The following is a 21,147-nucleotide window of genomic DNA, read 5'->3' as shown; positions in this document are numbered from 1 at the left end:
CATTGACGGCCTGGACCGTCATGCTGCGCGGCATCCGGTACCGGGCCGGTCGGTCGTTCGTGGTCTTTCTCATCGCCGTCACGGCGACCACGGCGGCCGTCCTCGCACCCGCGTACAGCCGGGCCGCGCAGCAGTCCGTCCTCACCGACGGCCTGTCCGCCGCGTCCACCGACGCGACCGGGCTGACCGTCGGCGCGAAGGGCGGTAAGGACAGCGCCGCCTTCATGGACCTCGCCGAGATCCGGCTGGCCATGAACGCGGCCCTCGACAAGGACAAGTTTCTCGACGAACGCCTCGACCGCCCGGTCGCGGCCATCGACACGGAGGTCACCTACGCCGGCGCGACCGGCCGCCTCGCGTTCCGCCAGGACGTGTGCTCGCAGCTCGACCTCGACGGCGCCTGCCCGAACGAGGCGGGCGAGGTCGCGGTCAGCAAGCGCACCGCGGCCGCGCACAGCCTCAAGACCGGCGACACCCTCACCGTGCACCTCGGCCCGGCCGGCGCCGGCCGGGACAAGAGCTTCAAGATCAGCGGCCTGTACTCCCCGAAGGACGCCAACGCCGCGTACTGGGGCCGCACCGCCTACTTCAGCGCCGGCGCCGACGGCGAGGGGGAGCGGGCCGACTCCCTGTTCAGCCTCACCGAGGACGACCTGCGCGCGGAGGCGTCGGCGACGCTGTCGACGCGGCTGGAGTACCCGCTGCTGACCGGCCGGGTCCACCTCGACGACGTCGCGCCGCTGCGCCAGAGCCTGCAGACCCTCGGCGACCGTATGCGCGGCCACGAGCTCGAGGTCACCACCACCCTGCCGGCGGTCCTGCACGACATCGACACCGACCAGAGCGCGATTGCGCGCACGGCGCCCGTCATTGCCGTACCGCTGCTGCTGCTGTGCTGGTTTGTGCTCTTCCTGCTCGTGGCGTCCCTCACCGAGGAGCGCGCGCCCGAGATCGCGCTGGCCAAGCTGCGGGGGTACGCGTCCGGGCGGGCGGCCCGCTTCGGCCTCGGCGAGGTGGTCCTGCTGACCGCCGCCGCCGTGCCGGTGGGCCTGGCCGCCGGGCTCGGGCTGGTCCAGCTCGCCGCGGACGCGCTGCTCGCGCCCGGCACCGGCGTGGAAGTGCGCTGGCCGGTGTTCGCCGCGGCCGGCGTCGCGTTCGCGGCCGGGATCGTCGCGGCCGCGCTCGCCGCCCGCCAGACGCTCGCCCGCCCGGTCCTCGGCCTGCTGCGCCGCGTGCCCGAGCGCGGCGGCTGGAAGGCCGGCGTCGTCGAGGGCATCGTCGTGGCGCTCGCCGCGGCCAGCCTGGTCGCCGCCGTGAGCGACCGCACGTCGCCGCTGGCCCTGCTCGCCCCGCCGCTGCTGGCCATGGTGCTCGGCATCGGCGCGGCCCGGCTGCTCGGGATGTGGTCGGCCGCCCGGCTGCGCATCGCGCGCCGCCGCGGCCGCATCGTGCCGCTGCTGTCCGCCGCGCAGCTGTCGCGGCGCCCGGGCGGGCAGCGCCTCGTCGTGGTCGTCACCGTCGCCGTCGCGCTGCTGTCCTTCGCCGCCACCGCGTGGGACGTCGCCGCGCGGGCGCGCGCGGACGCCGCCGAGGACGCGCTGGGGGCCGACCGGGTGTACACCGTCAACGCCGCCCACCCCGACGCGCTCGAGGCCGCCGTGGCCAAGGCCGACCCGGGCGGCCACGCGATGGCCGTCGTCCGCGCGAGCCAGCGCTTCGACAACGCCCCGATCGAGCTGCTCGGCGTCCAGGCCGACCGGCTGGCCGCCGTCGCCGAGTGGCGCGGGCACTCCCGCGACCAGCTCGACGCCGTCGCCGGCCGGCTGCACCCGAGCGCGGCCGACCCGCTGCGCCTCGGCCGGGACCTCGCCGTCGAGGCGACCGTCGACGTCCTGCCGGCCAGGCCGGCCCTGCGCCTGGCCGCGGTCGTGGCCAACCCGGGCCAGCCGCCGCGCACCGTCACCCTCGGCGCGCTGGCCAAGGGCACCCGCAGCTACCACGCGGCCCTGCCCGGCTGCACCGCCGACTGCCGGCTCATCGGCCTCGCGGTCGGCCGCGCCGCCGGCGGCAGCGACCCGTACGCGATCACCGTCGCCGTCCGGAGCCTGACCACCGACGGCGGCGCGCTCGTACCGGGCTTCGACCTCGCCGGGCGCTGGCAGGCCCGGCGGCCCGCGAGCGGCGACGCCACGGTCACCGTGCACGCGGGCCCGGCGCTGGGCATCGACGTGTCCGGCGCCGACCCGGCCGACGCGGTCGTCGACCACGTCGACACGCCCGAAGCCCTGCCGGCCGTCCTCGCCGGCGGCGCGCCGACCGACGACGCGAAGGCCGCGAGCTTCAGCCTGCCCGGCTTCTCGGAGCAGCCGCAGCCGTTCCTGGTCGCCGGCCGCACCGACAGCCTGCCCCGGGCCGGCCGGCGCGCGGTCATGTTCGACCTGGACTACGCCACCCGCATGGCCGAGCGCACCGCGAGCCTCGCCGACAACGGCAACCTGCGCTACGAGGTGTGGGCCGCCGCCGGCGCCCCGTCCGACCTCGCCGCGCGGCTGGGCCAGCTCGGCATCCAGGTCCTCAAGAGCGAGTCCCGGCAGCAGTACACCGACCAGCTCGCCCGCCGCGCCCCCGCGCTCGGCCTGTGGCTGTACCTGCTGGCCGGGGGCGCGGCGATCCTGCTCGCGCTCGGCGTGGTCCTGCTCACCGCCTACGTCGGCGTCCGCGCCCGCCTCTACGAGCTCGCCGCGCTGCGGGTCGCCGGGGTGCGGGCCGGCCAGCTGCGCCGGGCGCTGTTCCGGGAGTACCGCGCCCTGCTCGGCCTGCCGCTCGTGGTGGGCCTCGCCGCCGGCATCGTCGGCGCCCTGGTGATGCTGCCGGGCGTGCCGCTGGTGACCGTCGGAGAGCCGGCCGGATCGTTCTCGTACGAGCCGTCGCTCGGCGCCCTGCCGATCGCCCTCGCGGCGACCGTGCTCGGCTTCGCGGTGGTCGTGCTTCTGGTGCTGCGCCTGCTGGGTCGTGCGCGATGAGTCTTTCGATCATGTGCCGCGGCCTGGTGTACATCTACCGCCTCGAGGGCTACGACGTCGTCGCGCTCTCCGGCGTCGACCTGGACATCTCGGCCGGCGAGTCGGTCGCGCTGCTCGGCCCGTCCGGCTCGGGCAAGTCGACGCTGCTGTCGCTGCTCGCCGGGCTCCTGCCACCGTCCGCCGGCCGGCTCATGGTCGGCGACCACGACCTGGTGCGCGCCACCCCCGGCGAGCTGCAGGCCCTCCGCGCCACGGATGTGGGTGTCGTACTGCAGGGTGCCTCGCGCAACCTCCTGCCGTACCTGACCGCGGAGCAGAACGTGCGCTTCGCCCAGCGCGGCGTCCCCGGCGACCGCCGCCGCGACCTGCCGGACCCCCGCGAGGTGCTCTCGATGGTCGGTCTGTCGGGGCGGGGACGCAACCGGCAGCGCCCGCAGCGACTCTCTCCTGGTGAGCGCCAGCGGTTGGCGCTCGCCGTGGGGCTGGCCGGACGGCCGGGCCTGCTGCTCGCGGACGAGCCGACCAGCCAGCTCGACACCCGGGCGCGCGACGAGGTGCTCACGGCCCTCGACGCGGTCCGCCGGGCGGGCACGACCGTCGTGGTCGTGACCCACGACCCGGACGTCGGCCTGCGCATGGGTCGCACCGTCACCATCCGCGACGGCCGGGTCGGCGCCGAGGGCCGGCGAGGAGAGGACTACGCGGTGATCGGTCGCGACGGTACGGTGCACCTGCCGCAGGATGTGCTGCGCATGCTGCCGCCCGGAACGCTGGTGGGCGTCGAGCCCCAGCCCGACGGCACGGTGCTGCTGGTCCCCGCTCGAGCCAATGTGGAGGGTGCTTCGTGAAGACGCTGACGGTCGACGGGGTCACGGTCGCGTACGAGCGGGACCGCCCCGTCCTGCGCGACGTGTCGGTCGTGGTGTCCCCGGGCCAGATCCTGGCCGTCACCGGCCCTTCGGGCGCGGGCAAGACGACGCTGCTGTGGGCGATGGCCGGCCTGCTGCGCCCCGCCGCGGGCGTCGTGTCGGTCGACAGCACGCCGCTGCGCGACCGCGACCACGCCGTGGCCGAGCGCGTGGTACTCATCCCGCAGGACAACGGCCTGGCCGCGATCCTGACGGCCCAGGAGAACATCCAGGTCGCCATGATCGCCGGCGGCGCCGCCCCCGCGGACGCCCGCCGCGCCACCGTCTCCTCCTTGGAGCGCCTCGGCCTGGCCGGCCAGGCGGACCAGCTCGTCGAGGAGCTCTCCGGCGGCCAGCAGCAGCGCACGGCGATCGCCCGCGGACTGGCGCTGCACGGCGCCGTGCTCCTGGCCGACGAGGTGACGAGCGAGCTGGACGCCACGAACCGGCAGCGGGTGATGGAGCTGCTGCAGGACGAGGCCCGGCGCGGCGCCGCGGTCGTCTTCGCCACCCACGACCCGGAGGCCGCCGCGGCTTGCGATCGCGAGCTGCACCTGTCGGACGGCGCGGCCCAGCTCGTGCGCGGCTGAACCTTCCGGCCGCTCGCTGCGCTCGTCCTCGCAGTGTTGGTGCTCTGAGCGCATCCGGCGCCGCCGCGCACGTACGGCGGCGTCGGATGCTGTTACCGCTGCTTTATGCGAAATGTCCAGGCACTTCGTGCCGGACATTTCGCATTTATACCCTGACAGGCGATAAATCGGGCGCCCGGCCACCTCTACCAGCAGGTTCTGCCCGTGCGCCTCCAGCGCCACCTCCGCGTCGACGTCATGGGTGAGCGCACGCCCATCGGCAGGCTCGGCTCGCTGGTTGACGGGCTTCGGCACTCCGCGGCGACGCGGCTGGGCCGCGCTGACGGCATGGTGCCTGGGACGGGCCGCTCCTTCGGCCGGTGCCCGCGGCGTCGCGGCCGGGCCACGGGCTGACGGCATGGTGCCTGGGACGGGCCGCTCCGGCGGCCGGTGCCCGTGGCGTCGCGGCCGGGCCACGGGCTGACGGCATGGTGCCCGGGGCGGGCGGAACGTTCCGGCGGCTGGCTTGACCGAAGGCCGCGACCGCGCCGACAAGGCGGGTTCCCGACGCCGACTCGACGGTCGTGCCGCCGCGCCCGGCAGGTGCGCACAACGATAAGTCGGGCACTCCGTGCCACGACTTATCGGATATTTCGCCTGTCGGGGCATAAGTCCGATAAGTCGTGGCGCGCCAGCGCCCGACTTATCGAAATGAGCACTGTGTCCGGTTGAGGGAGAAGCGCGTATTGTGACGATGATCGATGTGCGTGTGAACGGGGAGGAAGTGGCATGAAACTGCGTCGGCATCTGCTCATCGTGGCCGCGGGGGCTGCGGTCGTCATCGGCAGCGTGGTCGCGGTACCGGCGGCGTCCGCGGCGGCCGCGCCGAGCACGCTGCCCGCCGGTCAGTACACGCTCAGCGCCGACTACCACAAGTACGACGCGCTCAACAGCGCGCTCGTCGCCAAGCTCGGTACCGCGCCCGTGCACACCGTCATGGACAACGCCAACCACGATCGGACGGGGATCACCGACTCGCTGGGGATCGCGGGGTACCAGACCGGGTTCCGCTTCGACGACGGCGACAACGGTGACTGCGCCAACTACCCGCAGGGGATCACCACCAGCCGCGACGCGATCGGCACCGCGAACAGCGGCAACTACGACGGACACCAGCTGGTGCTCGTCAGCTGGTACACCAAGGACGGCTGTGACGGCGCCTCCGCCCGCAGCCGGATCACGCTGGTCGACTGGGATGCGACGTACCCGAACAAGTACCGCAAGATCCTGCTCGTCGAGGCGACCGGCACGACGGCCGCGCCGAGCTTCCGGGACGTCGTGATTCATGCCGGTGGGGTTTCGTGGTACGGCGACTACCTCTACGTCGCCGACACCGCCCACGGCATGCGGGTGTTCGACATGCGCAAGATCCTCAAGACGGACACGGGCGGGACCGCCGGGCAGATCGGGCGGCAGAGCGACGGCGCGACGTACTACGCGCACAACTACGCCTACGTCCTGCCCCAGGTCGGCACGGTCACCGCGGCCACCACCTCCGGCACGGCGCTGGCCTGGTCGTCGATCTCGCTGGACCGGGTCAGCAAGTCGATCGTGATGGTGGAGTACACCTGCGCGTCCGGATGCACCGACTACCCGAACCGCGCGCCGCGGGCCGTGCGCTTCCCCTTCGCCGCCGGCGCCACGACGTTCGCGGCCGCGACGACGGCCTCGCAGGCGCTGCAGCTGCCCTGGTACAAGCTCAACGGCGTCGCCTCGCACAACGGGCGCTGGTGGTTCAACTCCTCGGGATCCAAGCAGCTGTACTACTGGACGCCCGCCGACGGCGCCCACACGTACGGCTGGGTGGGCGGCGGCGAGAGCCTCAGCTACTGGGAGGACGACGCGAACCCGGACCTGCTCTGGTCACTGCAGGAGACGGTCGGGCACCGCAACGTGTTCGCCGTGACTCAGGCGACCTACGGCGCCTGAACGGAGGGTCCCCACCGTGGCGCGGCGCGAGTACGCTGCGGGCGTTTTGAGACCTGGGGACGGGAGAACGACGATGACGCAAGTTGACGACCCCGACATGACCGGCGACGCGCTCGCCGTGGTCGAGCCGGCCTCCACCACGACGTCGGCGCAGGCCGTCGTGCCGGCGCAGGCGGGGGCGCCCGAGCAGGAGCACTCGCGGCTGGACGAGGCGGCCGAGAAGGTCACCACGTTCGCGGCCGGCGCCGCCGACAAGGTCGGCGAGTTCGCCAGCAACACCGCGGCCGCGTCCGGGCGCATCGCCTCGCAGGTGGTCGACCGGCTGCGCAACAACGCGGAGCTGGCCGCCGAGCGCGGCACCACGACCATCGCCGACGAGGTGGTCGAGAAGGTCGCGGGCATCGCGGCGCGCGAGGTCCCCGGCGTGTACGACCTGGGCGGCGACGTTGCGCGGGTGTTCGCGGCGGTGCGCGACCGGATCGGGCTGGGCGACAGCGATGGCGAGTCCTCGAACCGGGGCGTGTCCGTGCGCCTCGAGGGCCGCAACGCGACGGTGCGGGTGACGCTGGTGATCGAGTACGGCTTCGTCGTGTACTCGGTCGCCGAGAAGGTGCGGGCCAAGGTCATCAGCTCGGTGGAGAACCTGCTGGGGCTCGAGGTGACCGCGGTGGACATCGTCGTCGACGACGTGCACGTGGACGAGAAGGACAAGGAGCGCCCGGGCAACGGCGAGGCCCGCGCCGCGGACTACCAATAAAACCCGAGAAAATACGAAATTGGCGATATGTCCGGCGCGCCAGCGCCGGACATATCGGGCAAGACGGCACTGGGCCGAGCCGGGCCAGGCCGGGTCGGGACGAGCCGGGCCGGGACGGGCCTGGACGAGCCGGGCCGGGACGGGCCTGGACGAGCCGGGCCAAGCCGGGCCGGGCCAAGCCGGGACGGGCCAAGCCGGGACGGGCCAAGCCGGGACGAGCCGGGCCGGGACGAGCCGGGCCGGGACGAGCCGGGCCGGGCCGAGCCGGGCCGGGCCGGGCCGTGGCGTGCCGAGGTGGGACGAGTCGGGCCAGGCCGGGGCTGGCGGCGCGCGGCCTTAGCGATCGTTCAGGTGACGGTTAGCATCTAAGGGACGGACATACACCGCCGCACCCGGAGGAGCGCCGACACCTATGGACGCCCACGAGATCGCCGAGGGGCGCGCGCGCTGGCAGCGCCGCTTCGACGAGGCCCGCAAGCGCGGCGCCGACTTCACCACGCTGTCCGGGACCCCGGTCGAGCCCGTGTACGGGCCGCCGGAAGGGGCCGACGTCCCCGGGTTCGAGCGTATCGGCTGGCCGGGCGAGTATCCGTACACCCGGGGGCTGCACTCGACCGGGTACCGCGGCCGCACGTGGACGATCCGGCAGTTCTCCGGGTTCGGCAATGCGCGGCAGACCAACGAGCGATACAAGATGCTGCTCGGCGCGGGCGGCGGCGGGCTCTCGGTGGCCTTCGACATGCCCACCCTCATGGGGCGCGACTCCGACGACCCGCAGTCGCTGGGCGAGGTCGGGCACTGCGGCGTGGCCATCGACTCCGCGGCCGACATGGACGTGCTCTTCGACGGCATCCCGCTCGCCGACGTGACGACCAGCATGACGATCTCCGGGCCGGCCGTTCCGGTCTTCTGCATGTACCTCGTAGCCGCCGAGCGCCAGGGCGCCGACCTCGGGCGGCTCGACGGCACGCTGCAGACGGACATCTTCAAGGAGTACATCGCGCAGAAGGAGTGGCTCTTCCCGCCCGAGCCGCACCTGCGCCTGATCGGCGACCTCATGGAGTACACCGGGCGGAACATCCCCCGCTACAAGCCGCTGTCGGTGTCCGGGTACCACATCCGCGAGGCCGGGGCGACGGCCGCGCAGGAGCTCGCGTTCACGCTGGCCGACGGCTTCGGCTACGTCGAGCTCGGGCAGTCGCGCGGGCTGGACGTCAACGCGTTCGCGCCCGGGCTGAGCTTCTTCTTCGACGCGCACATCGACTTCTTCGAGGAGATCGCCAAGTTCCGCGCGGCGCGGCGCATCTGGGCCCGCTGGCTGCGCGACGTCTACGGCGCGACCAGCGAGAAGGCGCTCTGGCTGCGCTTCCACACGCAGACGGCCGGGGTCTCGCTGACCGCCCAGCAGCCGTACAACAACGTGGTCCGCACCGCCGTCGAGGCCCTCGCCGCCGTGCTCGGGGGCACCAACTCCCTGCACACCAACGCGCTGGACGAGACGCTGGCGCTGCCGACCGACGAGGCGGCCGAGATCGCGCTGCGCACCCAGCAGGTGCTCATGGAGGAGACCGGCGTCACGAACGTCGCCGACCCGCTCGGCGGGGCCTGGTTCGTCGAGGCGCTGACCGACCGCATCGAGGCCGAGGCCGAGGCGGTCTTCGCCCGGATCCGCGAGATGGGCGGCGACGGGACGATCACCAGCGGCATCCTGCGCGGGATCGAGGACGGCTGGTTCATGTCCGAGATCGCCGACAGCGCGTTCGCGTACCAGCAGGCGCTGGAGAAGGGCGACAAGCGCGTCGTCGGGGTCAACGTGCACACCGGCTCGATCACCCGCGACCTGGACATCCTGCGCGTGTCGCACGAGGTCGAGGCCGAGCAGAACAGGCTGCTCGCGGCCCGCCGCGCCGGGCGGGACAACGCCGCGGTCAAGGAGCGGCTGGAGCGCATGGTCGCCGCGGCGAAGAACGGCGACAACATGATCCCGTCCATGCTCGACGCGTGCCGGGCCGAGGCGACCCTGGGCGAGATCTGCGGGGCGCTCAAGGACGAGTGGGGCATCTATCGCGAGCCCGCCCGGTTCTAGTAAGACGGGCGTTATCCAACCGCAATACAGCTCGGCAACCGGTCCCCTCCCTCGCTGGTCTACCTAGGACGACCTTGACCACGGGGAGGGGCCTTGCTCGCACTCGTGCTCGCAGCGTTGCGAGCCCGGCGCGCCCAGGCGCTGACGTTGCTGCTGCTCAGCACGCTGGCCGCGGCCGCTGCGGCGGCGTCGCCCTGGTATGTGCTGGCCTCAACGGAGCGCATCGCGAACCGGCACGTGCAGAGCGCGCCGATCGGGGAGCGATCGCTCGAGACTCTCGGCGAGGGGCCCGTCGAGGGCGGCTCGATCGAGGCGCAGCTGGCCGCCGAGGCGGACCGGACGCAGCGGATCGTCGGGCTGTCCGGCTTCACCACCTACACCGAGGCCTTCCTGCCCGGCCAGGCCGTCATGCCCCCGGCGGACGACCCGGCCAAGACCGGCGCCCCGCACAGCACCGACTCGCCGCTCACGCTGCGCACCGACGCCTGCAACCACGCCTCGATCGAGGGCAGCTGCCCCAGCGCGGCCGGCGAGGTCGCCGTGAGCTACCGCACCGCCCGCTGGCTGCAGGTGCAGCCGGGCGCCACGGTGCTGTACGCCAACTCCGGCCTGCCCAAGCCCATGGTGCTCAAGGTCGTCGGCATCTACCGCCCGGACGACCCCAACGACCCGTTCTGGAGCAGCAACGACCAGCTCGTCGCCAAGTCGCTGCCGACCAGCGCCGACCCGGGGATCACCGAGCCGGTCGACGACGCGATGCTCACCGCGCCGGCGACCTTCGACAAGGGGCTGACGATCCCGGTCCGCACCGTCGTCGACATGGTGGCCGGGCCGACGCTGCTCGTCGACAACGCCCCCGACGAGGTCCGCGACCGGCTCAACGCGGCCACCGTGGAGGCCGGCAACAACCGGCTCACGCTCAACACCCAGCTGCAGTCGACCATCGACAAGGTCGAGCGGGACCGGCGGCTGATCTCGCTCGGCGTGCCGGTAGGCGCCTTCCAGCTGCTGGTGCTGTGCTGGTTCGCGCTGTATCTGGCGGTGAAGTACACCGGCGAGGAACGGCGACCCGACATCGGCCTGGTGAAGCTGCGCGGCGCCACGCGGGCGCGCACCTGGGCGCTGGTGAGCGGGCAGAGCGCCCTGCCGATGCTGGTCGGCGCGGTGCTGGGCCTCCCCGTCGGGTACGCCGCCGCAACCGCCGTCTCCGGCTCCATCCACGACGCCACGGTCAACGAGCAGGCGGCGACGCTGTCCGCCGGCGCGGCCGCGCTGGCCGTGCTCGGCGCACTGCTCGCCGCGATGCTGGCCGAGCGGCGCTCGCTCGCCTCCAGCGTCTCCGAGCTGCTGCGCCAGGGCTCGGCCCGCTCCCGCATCTGGCGCGACCTGTTCGACCTGCTCCTCGTCGCGCTCGCGGTGGCCGCCGTCTACCAGGTCAAGCACCGGGCGGCCGGGGACGCCGCCGGCCTCGCGCTGCTCGCGCCCGGGCTCGCCGCCCTCGCCTTCGCGCTGGTCGCGGCGCGGCTCATCACGTTCACGGCGAGCCGGGCCGTCGAGGGGGCGCTGCGCCACGGCCACCCCGCCCGCGCGCTCACCGCGATCTACCTGGCCCGCCGGCCCGGCGTGCACCGCCTGGCCGCGCTGATGATCGTGACCGTCGCCCTGCTGTGCACCTCCGCGCTGACCTGGAGCGCCGGGCGCGACGCCGGCCGGGCCCGGGCCGAGCTCGAGGTCGGCGCCGACCGGGTGCTCTCCGTGCGGGCCGAAAACCGGCTCGCCCTGCTCAACGCGGTGCGCGCGGCCGACCCGGGCGGCCACAGCGCGATGGCGGTGGTCGAGTCGGTGCGCTCGGGCAACGACCGGGTGCTGCTCGTCGACAGCCCGCGCCTGGCGCAGGTGGCGACGTGGCGCCCGGAGTACGGGGCGAGCGCCGCCGCCACCGCCGCGCTGCTGCACCCCGAGGCCCCGAAGGCCGTCGCCGTCACCGGCGCCACGCTCGAGCTCGACGTCACCAACCACTACACGGTGCTCGACAAGGACCGGCTGGTGTACCTCGACGTCGTGCTCGCCGACCCGAAGGGGGTCCGGCTGACCGCCCGCCTCGGCCCGCTCGCCGAGGGCCGCCACGCGCTGTCGGCGCAGGTCCCGGCGTGCGCGACCGCGCCCGGCTGCCGGCTCAGCTCGCTGCAGATCATGCAGACCACGCTCGCCAAGCAGACGTTCTTCGCCTCGCGGCCCGGGGTCGAGGTGACCGTGCACGGCATGACCCAGGGCGGCGGCTCGGCCGTGCTGGGCCCGGACCTGCTCGGCGACCGCACCCGATGGCGGCTCGGCGTCAACGGCAGCCCGCCCAACCTCATCGTCACCCCGGTCGCCGACGGGCTGAAGCTCACCGTCGCGCCGGTGCGCCCCGGCGGCGCCGCCGACCCCGGCGTGTACCCGCTGGACAGCCCCGCCCCGCTGCCCACCATCCGGGCCACGAAGCTGCAGCCGCGGCTCGTCGGCGACCAGCGGGTCAGCTACGGCTCGATCTCGATCTCCGAGTCGATCGCCGGCACCGCGCTGCGGCTGCCGCGCCTCGGCGACAAGGGCGTGCTGCTCGACCTCGAGTACGCCGACCGGCTGGGCGCCGACTTCGGCGCCGGCGAGTCGCTGCAGGTGTGGCTCAGCAAGGGCGCGCCGGCCGACATGACGAAGCGGCTGCAGGACCAGGGGCTGATCGTGCTCGGCGACGAGTCGACGGCCGGCGTCGCCGACCTCTACGCCTCGTTCGGCCCGCCGCTCACCCTGCAGTTCATGCTGCTCTCGGCGATCGTCGGGGTCATCCTCGCGATCGGCTCGGCGAGCGTGGTGGCCGCCGTGGAGCGCCGGCCGCGGGCCCGCGAACTCGGCGCGCTGCGGGCCCAGGGCGCGCCGGCCCGCCTGGTCAAGCGGGTGAGCATCGAGGGCTACCTCGTGCTGGCCGGCGCGTCCCTGCTCTTCGGGCTGATACTCGCCGCGCTCATCCGCGCCTACATCGGCGACGTCCTTCCCTACTTCGCCGACGGTTGGAGCGCACCGTGAGCGGTCCGGAGCGGAGCGGCGCCCGGTCTGGGTCGATCGGCGCGAAGCCTCATCGAGCCAGACTGGGTGTCGGGGCCGCTCACCATGGGCACAGTTCGGCGATCGCGCCGACACCGGAGCTTGCGGAGGTGGCGGCGTGATCGGGCTGGTCCTGTCGATGGTGCGGGCCCGGCCCGGGCAGGCATTGACGGCCTTCCTGCTGGCCATGTTCGCCATGGCCGCCGCGGTCAGCGCGCCCGTGTACTCGGCGACGGCCGACCGCTCCGTCGTGCGCAGCGAGGTCGCCGCGGCGGCGCCGGCCGAGCGGGTCGTGCAGGCCCGCCTGACCCAGCCGTCGCCCGGCGACCACGACTTCGAGAACCTCGTGCCGCAGATCTTCAGCGGCGGCGGCTTCGCGAGCGTGTTCAGCGCCGAGTACGACCTCGTCATCAACCCGAACGACCCGAAGATCTCCAAGATCGCGCCGCGGTTCGTGTACCGCGACGACGTCTGCGCCCACCTGCACTTCACCGCCGGCCGGTGCTTCGTCAGCGAGACCGAGATCGTGCTGAGCGCCGCGGCCGTCCAGCAGCTCGGGCTGCACATCGGCGACACCTTCGAGGCCGCCTTCGCCGCCACCGACCCGCAGGGCGCCGACTTCGTGGAGGCCGGCCCGCGGGTCACGCTCACCCTGGTCGGGGCCTTCGAACCGAAGAACAAGTCCGAGCAGTACTGGTCCGACGCCGACTACTTCAACACCCGCCCGACCGCGCGTCTGACCACCGAGCCCGCCTTCGCCTCGCGGCTGACGATGGAGGCGTTCCAGCACGGCCCCGAGAAGCAGGCGCTGGACGTCGTCATCGACGGCTCGGCGATCACCCGCGAGTCGCTGGACGGCATCAACGCCTCGGTGCAGAGCGGCAAGGACAAGCTGCAGGCGCTGCCCGGCCACGCGGCCGTGCACACCGAGCTGCCGGCCCTGCTCACCCGGATCAACGGCGACCGTGACCTGGTCGCCGAGGTCGTTCCGGTCGCCGCGGTACCGCTGGTGCTGCTGTGCTGGTTCGTGCTCTTCATCGCCGTGGCCGCCGCGACCCAGGAGCGGCGCGGCGAGCTCGGCCTCTTCTCGCTGCGCGGCGTGACCACCCCGCGGCGCTGGTGGCTCGCGGCCGGGGAGAGCATCGTGCCGATCCTCGGCGGCGCCGTGGTCGGCTTCGTCCTCGGCCACTACCTCGTCCGGCTCGCCGCCTGGGTCCTGCTGAGCTCCTCCGGCGACGTGACGCTCACGGCCGGGCTCAACTGGTGGTCGCTCGCCGCGCTCGGCGGCGCGCTCGTCGCCGCCCTGCTGGCCCAGCGCGCCGAGCTCGCCAAGCGCACCGTCGACCTTCTGCGCAACGTGCCCAGCCGGGTCTCGCGCTGGGGCGCGCCGGTGTTCGAGGTCGTCGTCGTGGTCCTCGCGATCGTCGCCGTCGTGCAGCTGCGCCGGGGCGGGGGCGGGCTGACCGGCTTCGCGCTGTTCGCCCCGTCCGCGATCGTCATCGCCGTCGCGCTGGTGGCCGCCCGGGCCGTGCTGCCGATCGCCGAGCGGGCCGGCCGGCGGGCCATGCGCCGCGGCCGGATCGGGCCCACGCTCGCCGCCTACGCGCTCTCGCGCCGCCCCGGCACCCAGCGCGTGCTGGCGCTGTTCGTCGTCGCCATCGGCCTGCTCGTGTTCGCCTCGACGGCGGCCAGCGCCTCCGCCGACGCCCGCAACCGGCGCGCCCGCGTCGAGCTCGGCGCCTCGCGGGTGCTGTCCGTCGAGCCGATGAGCCGCGCCTCGCTGCTGGCCCGGGTCCGCTCGATCGACCCGGACGGGAAGTTTGCGATGGCGACCGTGATGCTGCCGGTCTCCGAGGACACCGCCGTGCCGCCGATGATGGCCGTGGACAGCCGGGCCCTCGCCGCCACCGCGCTCTGGGACGACCCGAAGCTGCCGGCCGGGAAGGCGGCCGAGCTGCTGCGCCCCGACACCGGCCGCGAGACGATCGAGGTCGACAACAAGGAACTGTCCCTGGACGTCACCATCGACTCGCTCGTCGACGCGTTCCGGGTGCACTGGGTCGCGGTCGTGATCCCCTCCGACGGCTCCGACCCCGGCGAGGTCGACCTCGGCGCCGTGCAGACCGGCCGGCACACGTACACGCGCAACCTGCCGATGTGCGTGAACAAATGCCGGCTCGCGGCCCTGGCGATGCAGCAGCCGGAGGGGCGCGGCTTCGACGTGACCATGACGCTGCACAGCCTCAGCCAGCACGGCGCCAAGGTCGTCGACGAGGAGGCGTTCGCCGACACCGACGGCTGGCGCACCCCGGAGTCGCCCGGGCCCAAGCTGCTCGTGCCGACCCTCACCCGGGCCGCCGACGGGCTGCGGGCCGAGATCAGCGGGTACAAGGGCGCCGACGTGGCCGTGCGGATCATGCCGACCGACGCGCCCTCGCCGCTGCCTGTGATCATGGCCCGCACGGCCGGCATCGGGGACCACATGACCGGCCTCGACGCGACCCGCCAGTCGATCACCATCGCGGGCGAGGTCGACACGGTGCCGAAGCTGGCGTACGGCGGCGGGCTGGTCGACATGGAGTACGCGGAGCGGCTGGCGACCGACGGGGGCGACGCGGAGTACCCGCAGATCTTCCTCGGGCCGAATGCCCCGCCGGACATCCTCGACAAGGTCCGGGCGGCCGGCCTGACGGTCACGGGCGACCGGGCCGTCGGCCCGCTGCGCGAGGCCCTCGAGGAGCAGGGCCCGGCCGTCGCGCTGCGCTTCCACGAGCTCGCCGGCGCCCTTGCGGTCGTGCTCGCCATCGGCGCGCTGTGGCTGGTCGCCGGCCTCGACCGGCTGCGCCGGGCCGGGGAGCTGCGCGCGCTGCGGGCCCAGGGCGTGGCCCGCCGCGACGCCGGCGCCAACGGCTACCTGATCCTGGTCGTCACGGCGGCCGTGCTGGCGCCGTTCGCGGCCCTGGCCAGCTGGCTGCTGGTGCGGGAGTATCTTCCGGTGTTCAGCGACGACCCGCACGGCTTCCAGGCCTCCTACTGGCCGTCGCCCGGGCCGGTCGCCGCCGCCTGGGCCGCGGCCGCGATCGTGCTCGGCGGCGCCGCCGTCGTGGCCGGCGCCCGGCTGCGGGCGGCAACCACCCAGCGAAAGGGACGGGGACGATGAACGGATTGGCGGTCGCCTGCCGGCGGGTCGTGCACATCTACCGCGCCGAGGCCGGCGACGTCGTCGCCCTCGCCGGTGTCGACCTCTCGATCGGGCCGGGGGAGACCCTCGCCCTCGTCGGGCCGTCGGGCTCGGGCAAGTCCACGCTCATCGCCCTGCTCGCCGGCCTCATGCGGCCCTCCGCCGGACGGGTCAACATCGGGACGTACGACATGGGCAAGCTCTCCGACGGCGAGATCGCCCGGCTGCGCGGCACCGAGATCGGCGTGGTGCTGCAGGGCGCCGCGCGCAACCTGCTGCCGTATGCGTCGCTGCACCGCAACATCTGGCTCGCCCAGCGGCGGGCCGCGCGCACCGAGGGCATCAAGCTCGACGACCCCGACCGCATCCTGGACCTGGTCGGCCTGCCCGGGCTGGGCCGGGCCCGCATCGAGGAGCTGGCCCCCGGCGCCCGGCAGCGGGCCGCCCTCGCGGTGGGCATCGCGGCCGGCCCCGGCCTGCTGCTCGTCGACGAGCCGACCAGCCAGCTCGACACGCACGGCCGCGACGAGGTGCTCGAGGCCCTCGAGACCGTCAACCGCGAGCGCAACACCACGATCGTCGTCGTCACCCACGACAGCGAGGTCGGCACCCGGCTGGGCCGCGCGGTGACCATCCGCGACGGGCGGGTCGGCGCCGAGGGCCGCGACGGCCAGGACTTCGCGGTGGTCGCGGGCGACGGCACGGTACAGCTGCCGCCCGAGGTTCTTGGCGACTTCCCGCCCGGAACGCTGTTCACCGTCGAGCACATCGACGGGGCCGTGACGCTGGTGGCGGGTGGATCCGACCGATCACTTGCGGCAGACCACATGGGGCACGTGCAAAACTAGGCCCATGAGCGACCCACGCCAGTCTCAGTCGATCTTCACCCGCGGGGCGGTGGACCTCGGCGCCCTGGCCCGCAGCAATGCGGCCGCAGCGCAGCGCGCCAGCCAGCCAGCCCCCGCGGCATCAGCCGGCGACCATGTGATCGACGTCACGGAGGCGTCGTTCCAGGACGACGTCATCCAGCGCTCGCTGACCGTGCCGGTGGTTCTCGACTTCTATGTCGACATGAGCGCGCCGCACCAGCAGTTCTCTCCGCTGCTGGAGAAGCTGGCCGCCGAGGGCGACGGCGCGTGGGTGCTCGCCCGGGTCGACATCGAGGCCAACCCGCGCCTCGCGCAGATGTTCCGGATCCAGAACATCCCGTTCGTGGTGGCGATCGTCGGCGGCCAGCCCGTCGACGCGTTCAACCAGATGCTGCCCGAGCCGCACCTGCGCCAGTGGATCGACGCGGTGCTCAAGGCGGCCGGCGTCGAGGTCGAGCACCCCGAGGACCCGCGCCTGCTCGCGGCCGACGACGCGATGGCCGACGGCGACCTGGACGCCGCCGAGGCGGCCTACCGCAAGATCCTCGCCGAGACGCCCAACGACGCGGTCGCCGAGTCCGGCCTCGCGCAGGTCGGGCTGCTGCGCCGCACCGAGGGTCTCGACCCGGCCGTCGTGCTCAGCGCCGCCTCGGCCGCGCCCGACGACATCCCGGCCCAGCTGCTGGCGGCCGACGTCGAGGTGCTGACCGGCGAGGCCGAACAGGCGTACACCCGCCTGGTCGACCTCATCCGCCGCACGCCGGGCGACGACCGCGAGACCGTGCGCAAGCACCTCGTCTCGCTGTTCACCGTCGCCGGCCCGGACGACCCCGCGGTCGCCAAGGCCCGCCGGGCACTGGCGAGCGCGCTCTTCTGACGGCGCCCGCATTGCGCCGCATCGCCGTCGTCGACGCGCCGAGCAACCTGGGGTTACGGCCACCGACCGCCACCTCGGTGCCCGGCTGCGCCAAGGCGCCCGGCGCGCTGCGCGACCACAACCTGCTCACGCGCCTGGGCGCGCGCGACGCGGGCTGCGTCACCCCGCCGCGGTACGACCCGGCGGGGTGGCAGCCCGGCGACGGCGTGGCCCAGTCCGCCGAGATCGCCGCCTTCGTGCGCCGCCTGGCCGACCGGATCGGGACCATCCTCGCCTCGGGTGACTTCCCGCTCGTCCTCGGCGGCGACTGCTCCATCCTGCTCGGCGCCGGGCTGGCCATGCGCCGCCACCAGAACGAGGCCGGCGGCCGCATCGGCCTGATCTACGTCGACGGCCACTCCGACTTCCGCCACGAGGGCAACGCCTCCTACGTCGGCGCCGCCGCGGGCGAGGCCCTGGCCCTGGCGACCGGCCGCGGCCAGGCCAACCTCTCCTCGATCGAGCAGCGCCGGCCGTACTTCCGCGACGTCGACGTCGCGCTGCTGGGCATTCGCACCCACGACGAGTACCGCCTGGACCTGCAGGCCGCGGGCATCGTCGCGCGGGCCGTGCCGGAACTGCGCTCGGACGGCGCGGCGCGCTCCGCCCAGTGGGCCCGCGACCAGCTCCGCGACTGCGCCGGCTTCTGGGTCCACATCGACGTCGACGTGCTCGACCCCGCCGTGATGCCGGCGGTGGACGCCCCCGATGTCGGCGGCATCGCCTACCGCGAGCTGGAGATCCTGCTCAGCGGCCTGGTGTCGGACCCGCGCTGCCTGGGCGCCCAGGTGACGGTCTTCGACCCGGACTACGACCCCGACGGCCAGTACGCGGCCGAGGTCACGGACGTCCTCGTCGCCGGGCTGGAGCCGTTGATCACGTCGTCGGCCCTGGTCGCGGCGTCGCCGGACCCGGTGATCTCGGCGCCGCCGTTCGCCGCCCCGGTGTCGGCGCCGCCGATCTCGGCCCCGCCGCTGATCACCCCGCGGGTTCCGAGCCCAGCGCTGCCTCCGGAGGCGCCGCTTCCTCCGGCGGCGGCCGGACTTCGGGTGCTCGAGCCGTTGGAGAGTGACCCCTCGCCGGAGGATGACCTTTCGGCGTCCGCGCCGTTCGAGGATGAGGCCGACGCTGCGCCGCCGGCCCCGTCCGCCGTCGAGACCGAGGCGCCGCGGGCCGGGCTGACCGCGTATTCCCGGGCGATCCTGGGTGCGCGCCTACCGGAAATTTCGGAAATGTCGGATATGGCGGCGACCGTGGATGCGGCGGCCGAGCCCGAGGACGAGGTCGTCGAGACTGTCGCCGAGGCCGTTGACGACGCCGTCGATGACGCACCTGAGATGCCGGCCGAGACGGAAGTCCACGCCCCTGAGATGCCGGCCGAGACGGAAGTCCACGCCCCTGAGATGCCGGCCGAGACGGAAGTCCACGCCCCTGAGGTGGCGGCTGCGACGGAAGCCGACGTCCTTGATGTGTCAGCTGCGACGGAAGCCGACGTCACCGAGGTGGCGCCTGTGACGGAAGCGGGCGCCGACGAGGGGGACGAGCGCGGCGACGGGCGGCCCAGCTGGCTTCGCGGGCGGGGGCGGCGGTCGGCGGGCCTGTCGCTCGAGTCGCTGCCGCGGGACTCGATGGGCCCCGGCGGGCTGCGGCCCGCGGGAGGGAGCGACGCGTCCCCGTTCGTGCCGGCGCAGGGCAGCCGGCGCGGGCCGGGGAGGCTCGCCCGCCCGGCCGACTCGCCCGAGTCGCCGCTGACCGATGTCGTGCCGGCGGCGCGGACGCCGGTCGAGGAAGAAGAGACGACGAGCTAAGGGCACAAACGCGGCGGCCGGCCCGGGGCGAGGACCCCGGGCCGGCCGTTTGTGCGCGTGCGGAGGATCAGCCGGTGGTCTGGAAGAACTTGCCGGCGATCGGGACCGCGGCCGCGGTCGAGGCGCCGCCGTTCTCGACGAAGACGCAGAAGGCGATGTCTCCGCGGTACCCCATGAACCACGAGTGGGTGTGGGCCGGGTTGTTGTCGTACTCGGCCGTGCCGGTCTTGCCCCGCAGGTCGCCCGGCAGGTCCTTCAGCTGGCTCGCCGTGCCGTCCGTGACGACCTGGCGCATCATCGCGCGCAGCGCGTCCAGCGACGCCGGGTTGAGCTGCGGGCCGTCCGGCGCGGGACTCTTCGGGGCCGGCTCCAGGACCAGCTGCGGCTGCTTCCACTGGCCGCGCGCGACCGCCGCCGCGGCGCCGGCCATCACGACCGGGGAGACCAGGTTGGTGCCCTGGCCGAAGGCGGCCGCGGCCTGCTCGGCCTTCGAGCCGTTCACCGACACCTTGCCGGAGAACACGTCCGCGCCGAGGTCCCAGGGGACGCCGATGCCGAGGCTGGCCGCCGTCTTGCCGAGGCCGTCCGGGGCCAGCTGCGGTGCGAGGGAGGCGAAGGCCGTGTTGCAGGACTTCGCGAAGTCGGTGCGCAGCGGTACGTTGCCGAGCTCCTCGTCGTGGGAGTTCTTGAAGGTGCGGCCGTCGACCGTGAGGTTCTTCGGGCAGGCCACCATGCTCTCGCCGGTCATGCCCTTGTCCAGCACGCCCAGCGCGGTGACGGTCTTGAGCATCGAGCCGGGCGGGGTCTGGCCGGTCAGCGCGAAGTTGTTCGGGGCCGCGCCCGGGCCGTTGGCCACCGCCACGATCGAGTTGGTGCTGACGCGGATCGCGACGAGGGCGGAGCGGCGGGTCTCGCCGGCCAGGGCCTGCTCGGCGGCGTTCTGCAGGTTGACGTCGAGGGTGAGCTTGATCTGCGTGCCGGCCGTCGGGTCGGTCGCGAAGAGCTCCTTGTCCGGCGTGCCGGTGGGCATGGGCACGACGACCTTCACGCCGGCCTTGCCCTGCAGGTCGGAGTCGTAGCGCTGCTGGAGCCCGGACAGGCCGACGACGTCGCCGATCTTGTACTTGCCCGGGTTCTTGTCCATGATCTCCTTCGTCACCTCGCCGGTCGTGCCCAGCAGCGCCCGGGCGAACTGCGCCGAGGGGGCGAGGGACTGGGTCGAGTTCCGGGTGATGACGCCGGGCGTGGAGTTCAGCTTGTTGGCGATCCCGTCGTACACCTCCTTGCGCAGCGTGATGATCTGCACGAAGGCGTCGGGCTTGGCGTTCTTGACCTGGTCCGGCAGGCCGCTGAGGTCGACCGCGACATTGGCCTGCTTGAAGGCGTCTGTCAGATTCTTGACGACGATGTTGATGTCGGTGATCGACCGGGGCTGGACGCCGACGATCACGACGGGCTTGCTGCTCACGATCGGCTGGCCGGAGCCGTCGAGGATGCTGCCGCGCGGGCCGGCGCTCTTGCGCACCGAGAGCTTGTCGGTGGCCTCCAGCTGCGGGTTGATGGTCTTCGCGCCGAAGATGACCGTCCACTGCTTGTCGACGCGCTTGGCGTCGACCGTCGTGTCGTACTCCCACGTCGAGTCCGCCACCGGCCACGCCACGTGCACGACGGCGCTGCTGTTGTCGTCCTTGACCACGGGCGAGCCCTTGAGGGTCAGCTTCGGCGGCGCCGCCGCCAGATCGCCCGACACCGTCGTCAGCAGCTTCTGCGCGGCGTCGCCGGTGAGGGCTTTACCGTCCGTACCAAGGAACTTCAGGCCCGCGATGTTGCCCTTCTCCCAGGCCCCGAGGAAGGTCTTGAACGAGTCGTCCGGCGGCTTGCTGGAACACGCGGGCAGCGTGCCGAGCAGCGCCAGGGCGGCGGCGAGGGCGGTGACGCGACGGAGTGAAACGGCCATGTG

11 protein-coding genes and 1 pseudogene are annotated in these 21,147 nt (G+C 73.6%); 11 read left to right on the top strand and 1 reads right to left on the bottom strand.

Features of this window, described 5'->3' with window-relative positions; all coding sequences use genetic code 11:
• Window positions 1-2: 2 nt before the first annotated feature.
• From ACQEVU_RS43150 to ACQEVU_RS43100, 11 genes and pseudogenes are all read left to right on the top strand, one after another.
• Window positions 3-3,023 carry an FtsX-like permease family protein gene (locus ACQEVU_RS43150; protein WP_433334266.1) on the top strand — a complete coding sequence of 1,007 codons (3,021 nt, stop codon included), beginning with the start codon at window positions 3-5 and terminating at the stop codon, window positions 3,021-3,023.
• Complete coding sequence (locus ACQEVU_RS43145) at window positions 3,020-3,871, top strand: ABC transporter ATP-binding protein (protein WP_433334264.1); 852 nt, start codon at window positions 3,020-3,022, stop codon at window positions 3,869-3,871. The genes ACQEVU_RS43150 and ACQEVU_RS43145 overlap by 4 nt, the downstream gene beginning before the upstream one ends.
• Window positions 3,868-4,521, top strand: coding sequence for an ATP-binding cassette domain-containing protein (locus ACQEVU_RS43140; protein WP_433334262.1), 654 nt, complete (start codon window positions 3,868-3,870; stop codon window positions 4,519-4,521). Before ACQEVU_RS43145 ends, ACQEVU_RS43140 begins: the two co-directional genes overlap by 4 nt.
• A gap of 768 nt (window positions 4,522-5,289) precedes the next feature.
• A complete protein-coding gene (locus tag ACQEVU_RS43135) occupies window positions 5,290-6,489 on the top strand; it encodes a hypothetical protein (protein WP_433334260.1) in 1,200 nt (399 codons plus the stop codon).
• A 73-nt stretch (window positions 6,490-6,562) separates the two neighbouring features.
• On the top strand, window positions 6,563-7,246 hold the full coding sequence (locus ACQEVU_RS43130; RefSeq protein ID WP_433334258.1) for an Asp23/Gls24 family envelope stress response protein: 684 nt from the start codon (window positions 6,563-6,565) through the stop codon (window positions 7,244-7,246).
• Between the two features lie 412 nt (window positions 7,247-7,658).
• Entirely contained in the window at window positions 7,659-9,332 is a 1,674-nt protein-coding gene (locus tag ACQEVU_RS43125; RefSeq protein WP_433334256.1) for an acyl-CoA mutase large subunit family protein, read from the top strand.
• A gap of 93 nt (window positions 9,333-9,425) precedes the next feature.
• Window positions 9,426-12,395 (top strand): FtsX-like permease family protein, encoded by a 2,970-nt coding sequence (locus ACQEVU_RS43120; protein ID WP_433334254.1) that lies wholly within the window; start codon window positions 9,426-9,428, stop codon window positions 12,393-12,395.
• A gap of 136 nt (window positions 12,396-12,531) precedes the next feature.
• Window positions 12,532-15,573 (top strand): FtsX-like permease family protein, encoded by a 3,042-nt coding sequence (locus tag ACQEVU_RS43115; protein WP_433334252.1) that lies wholly within the window; start codon window positions 12,532-12,534, stop codon window positions 15,571-15,573.
• On the top strand, window positions 15,570-16,442 hold the full coding sequence (locus ACQEVU_RS43110) for an ABC transporter ATP-binding protein (protein WP_433334250.1): 873 nt from the start codon (window positions 15,570-15,572) through the stop codon (window positions 16,440-16,442). The genes ACQEVU_RS43115 and ACQEVU_RS43110 overlap by 4 nt, the downstream gene beginning before the upstream one ends.
• 4 nt (window positions 16,443-16,446) lie before the next feature.
• Window positions 16,447-17,340, top strand: coding sequence for a tetratricopeptide repeat protein (locus ACQEVU_RS43105; RefSeq protein WP_433334248.1), 894 nt, complete (start codon window positions 16,447-16,449; stop codon window positions 17,338-17,340).
• Window positions 17,341-17,351: 11 nt separating this feature from the next.
• Window positions 17,352-18,252, top strand: a pseudogene (locus ACQEVU_RS43100) (arginase family protein); the annotation flags it as partial.
• Between the two features lie 1,002 nt (window positions 18,253-19,254).
• Here ACQEVU_RS43100 and ACQEVU_RS43095 read toward each other — a convergent pair.
• Entirely contained in the window at window positions 19,255-21,144 is a 1,890-nt protein-coding gene (locus ACQEVU_RS43095) for a penicillin-binding transpeptidase domain-containing protein (protein WP_433334246.1), read from the bottom strand.
• Window positions 21,145-21,147 lie beyond the last annotated feature (3 nt).

This window comes from Dactylosporangium sp. CA-139066 (assembly GCF_050936175.1).
Lineage (GTDB): Bacteria > Actinomycetota > Actinomycetes > Mycobacteriales > Micromonosporaceae > Dactylosporangium.
Note: the sequence above shows the minus strand (reverse complement) of the source record. Positions and strands in the feature narration are given on the sequence as shown.

Bases quoted from the DNA above. Each gene is read 5' to 3' on its own strand.
- ACQEVU_RS43145 (WP_433334264.1), top strand. From the start codon at position 3,020: ATGAGTCTTTCGATCATGTGCCGCGGCCTGGTGTACATCTACCGCCTC.
- ACQEVU_RS43135 (WP_433334260.1), top strand. From the start codon at position 5,290: ATGAAACTGCGTCGGCATCTGCTCATCGTGGCCGCGGGGGCTGCGGTC.
- ACQEVU_RS43130 (WP_433334258.1), top strand. From the start codon at position 6,563: ATGACGCAAGTTGACGACCCCGACATGACCGGCGACGCGCTCGCCGTG.
- ACQEVU_RS43125 (WP_433334256.1), top strand. From the start codon at position 7,659: ATGGACGCCCACGAGATCGCCGAGGGGCGCGCGCGCTGGCAGCGCCGC.
- ACQEVU_RS43110 (WP_433334250.1), top strand. From the start codon at position 15,570: ATGAACGGATTGGCGGTCGCCTGCCGGCGGGTCGTGCACATCTACCGC.
- ACQEVU_RS43105 (WP_433334248.1), top strand. From the start codon at position 16,447: ATGAGCGACCCACGCCAGTCTCAGTCGATCTTCACCCGCGGGGCGGTG.
- ACQEVU_RS43095 (WP_433334246.1), bottom strand. From the start codon at position 21,144: ATGGCCGTTTCACTCCGTCGCGTCACCGCCCTCGCCGCCGCCCTGGCG.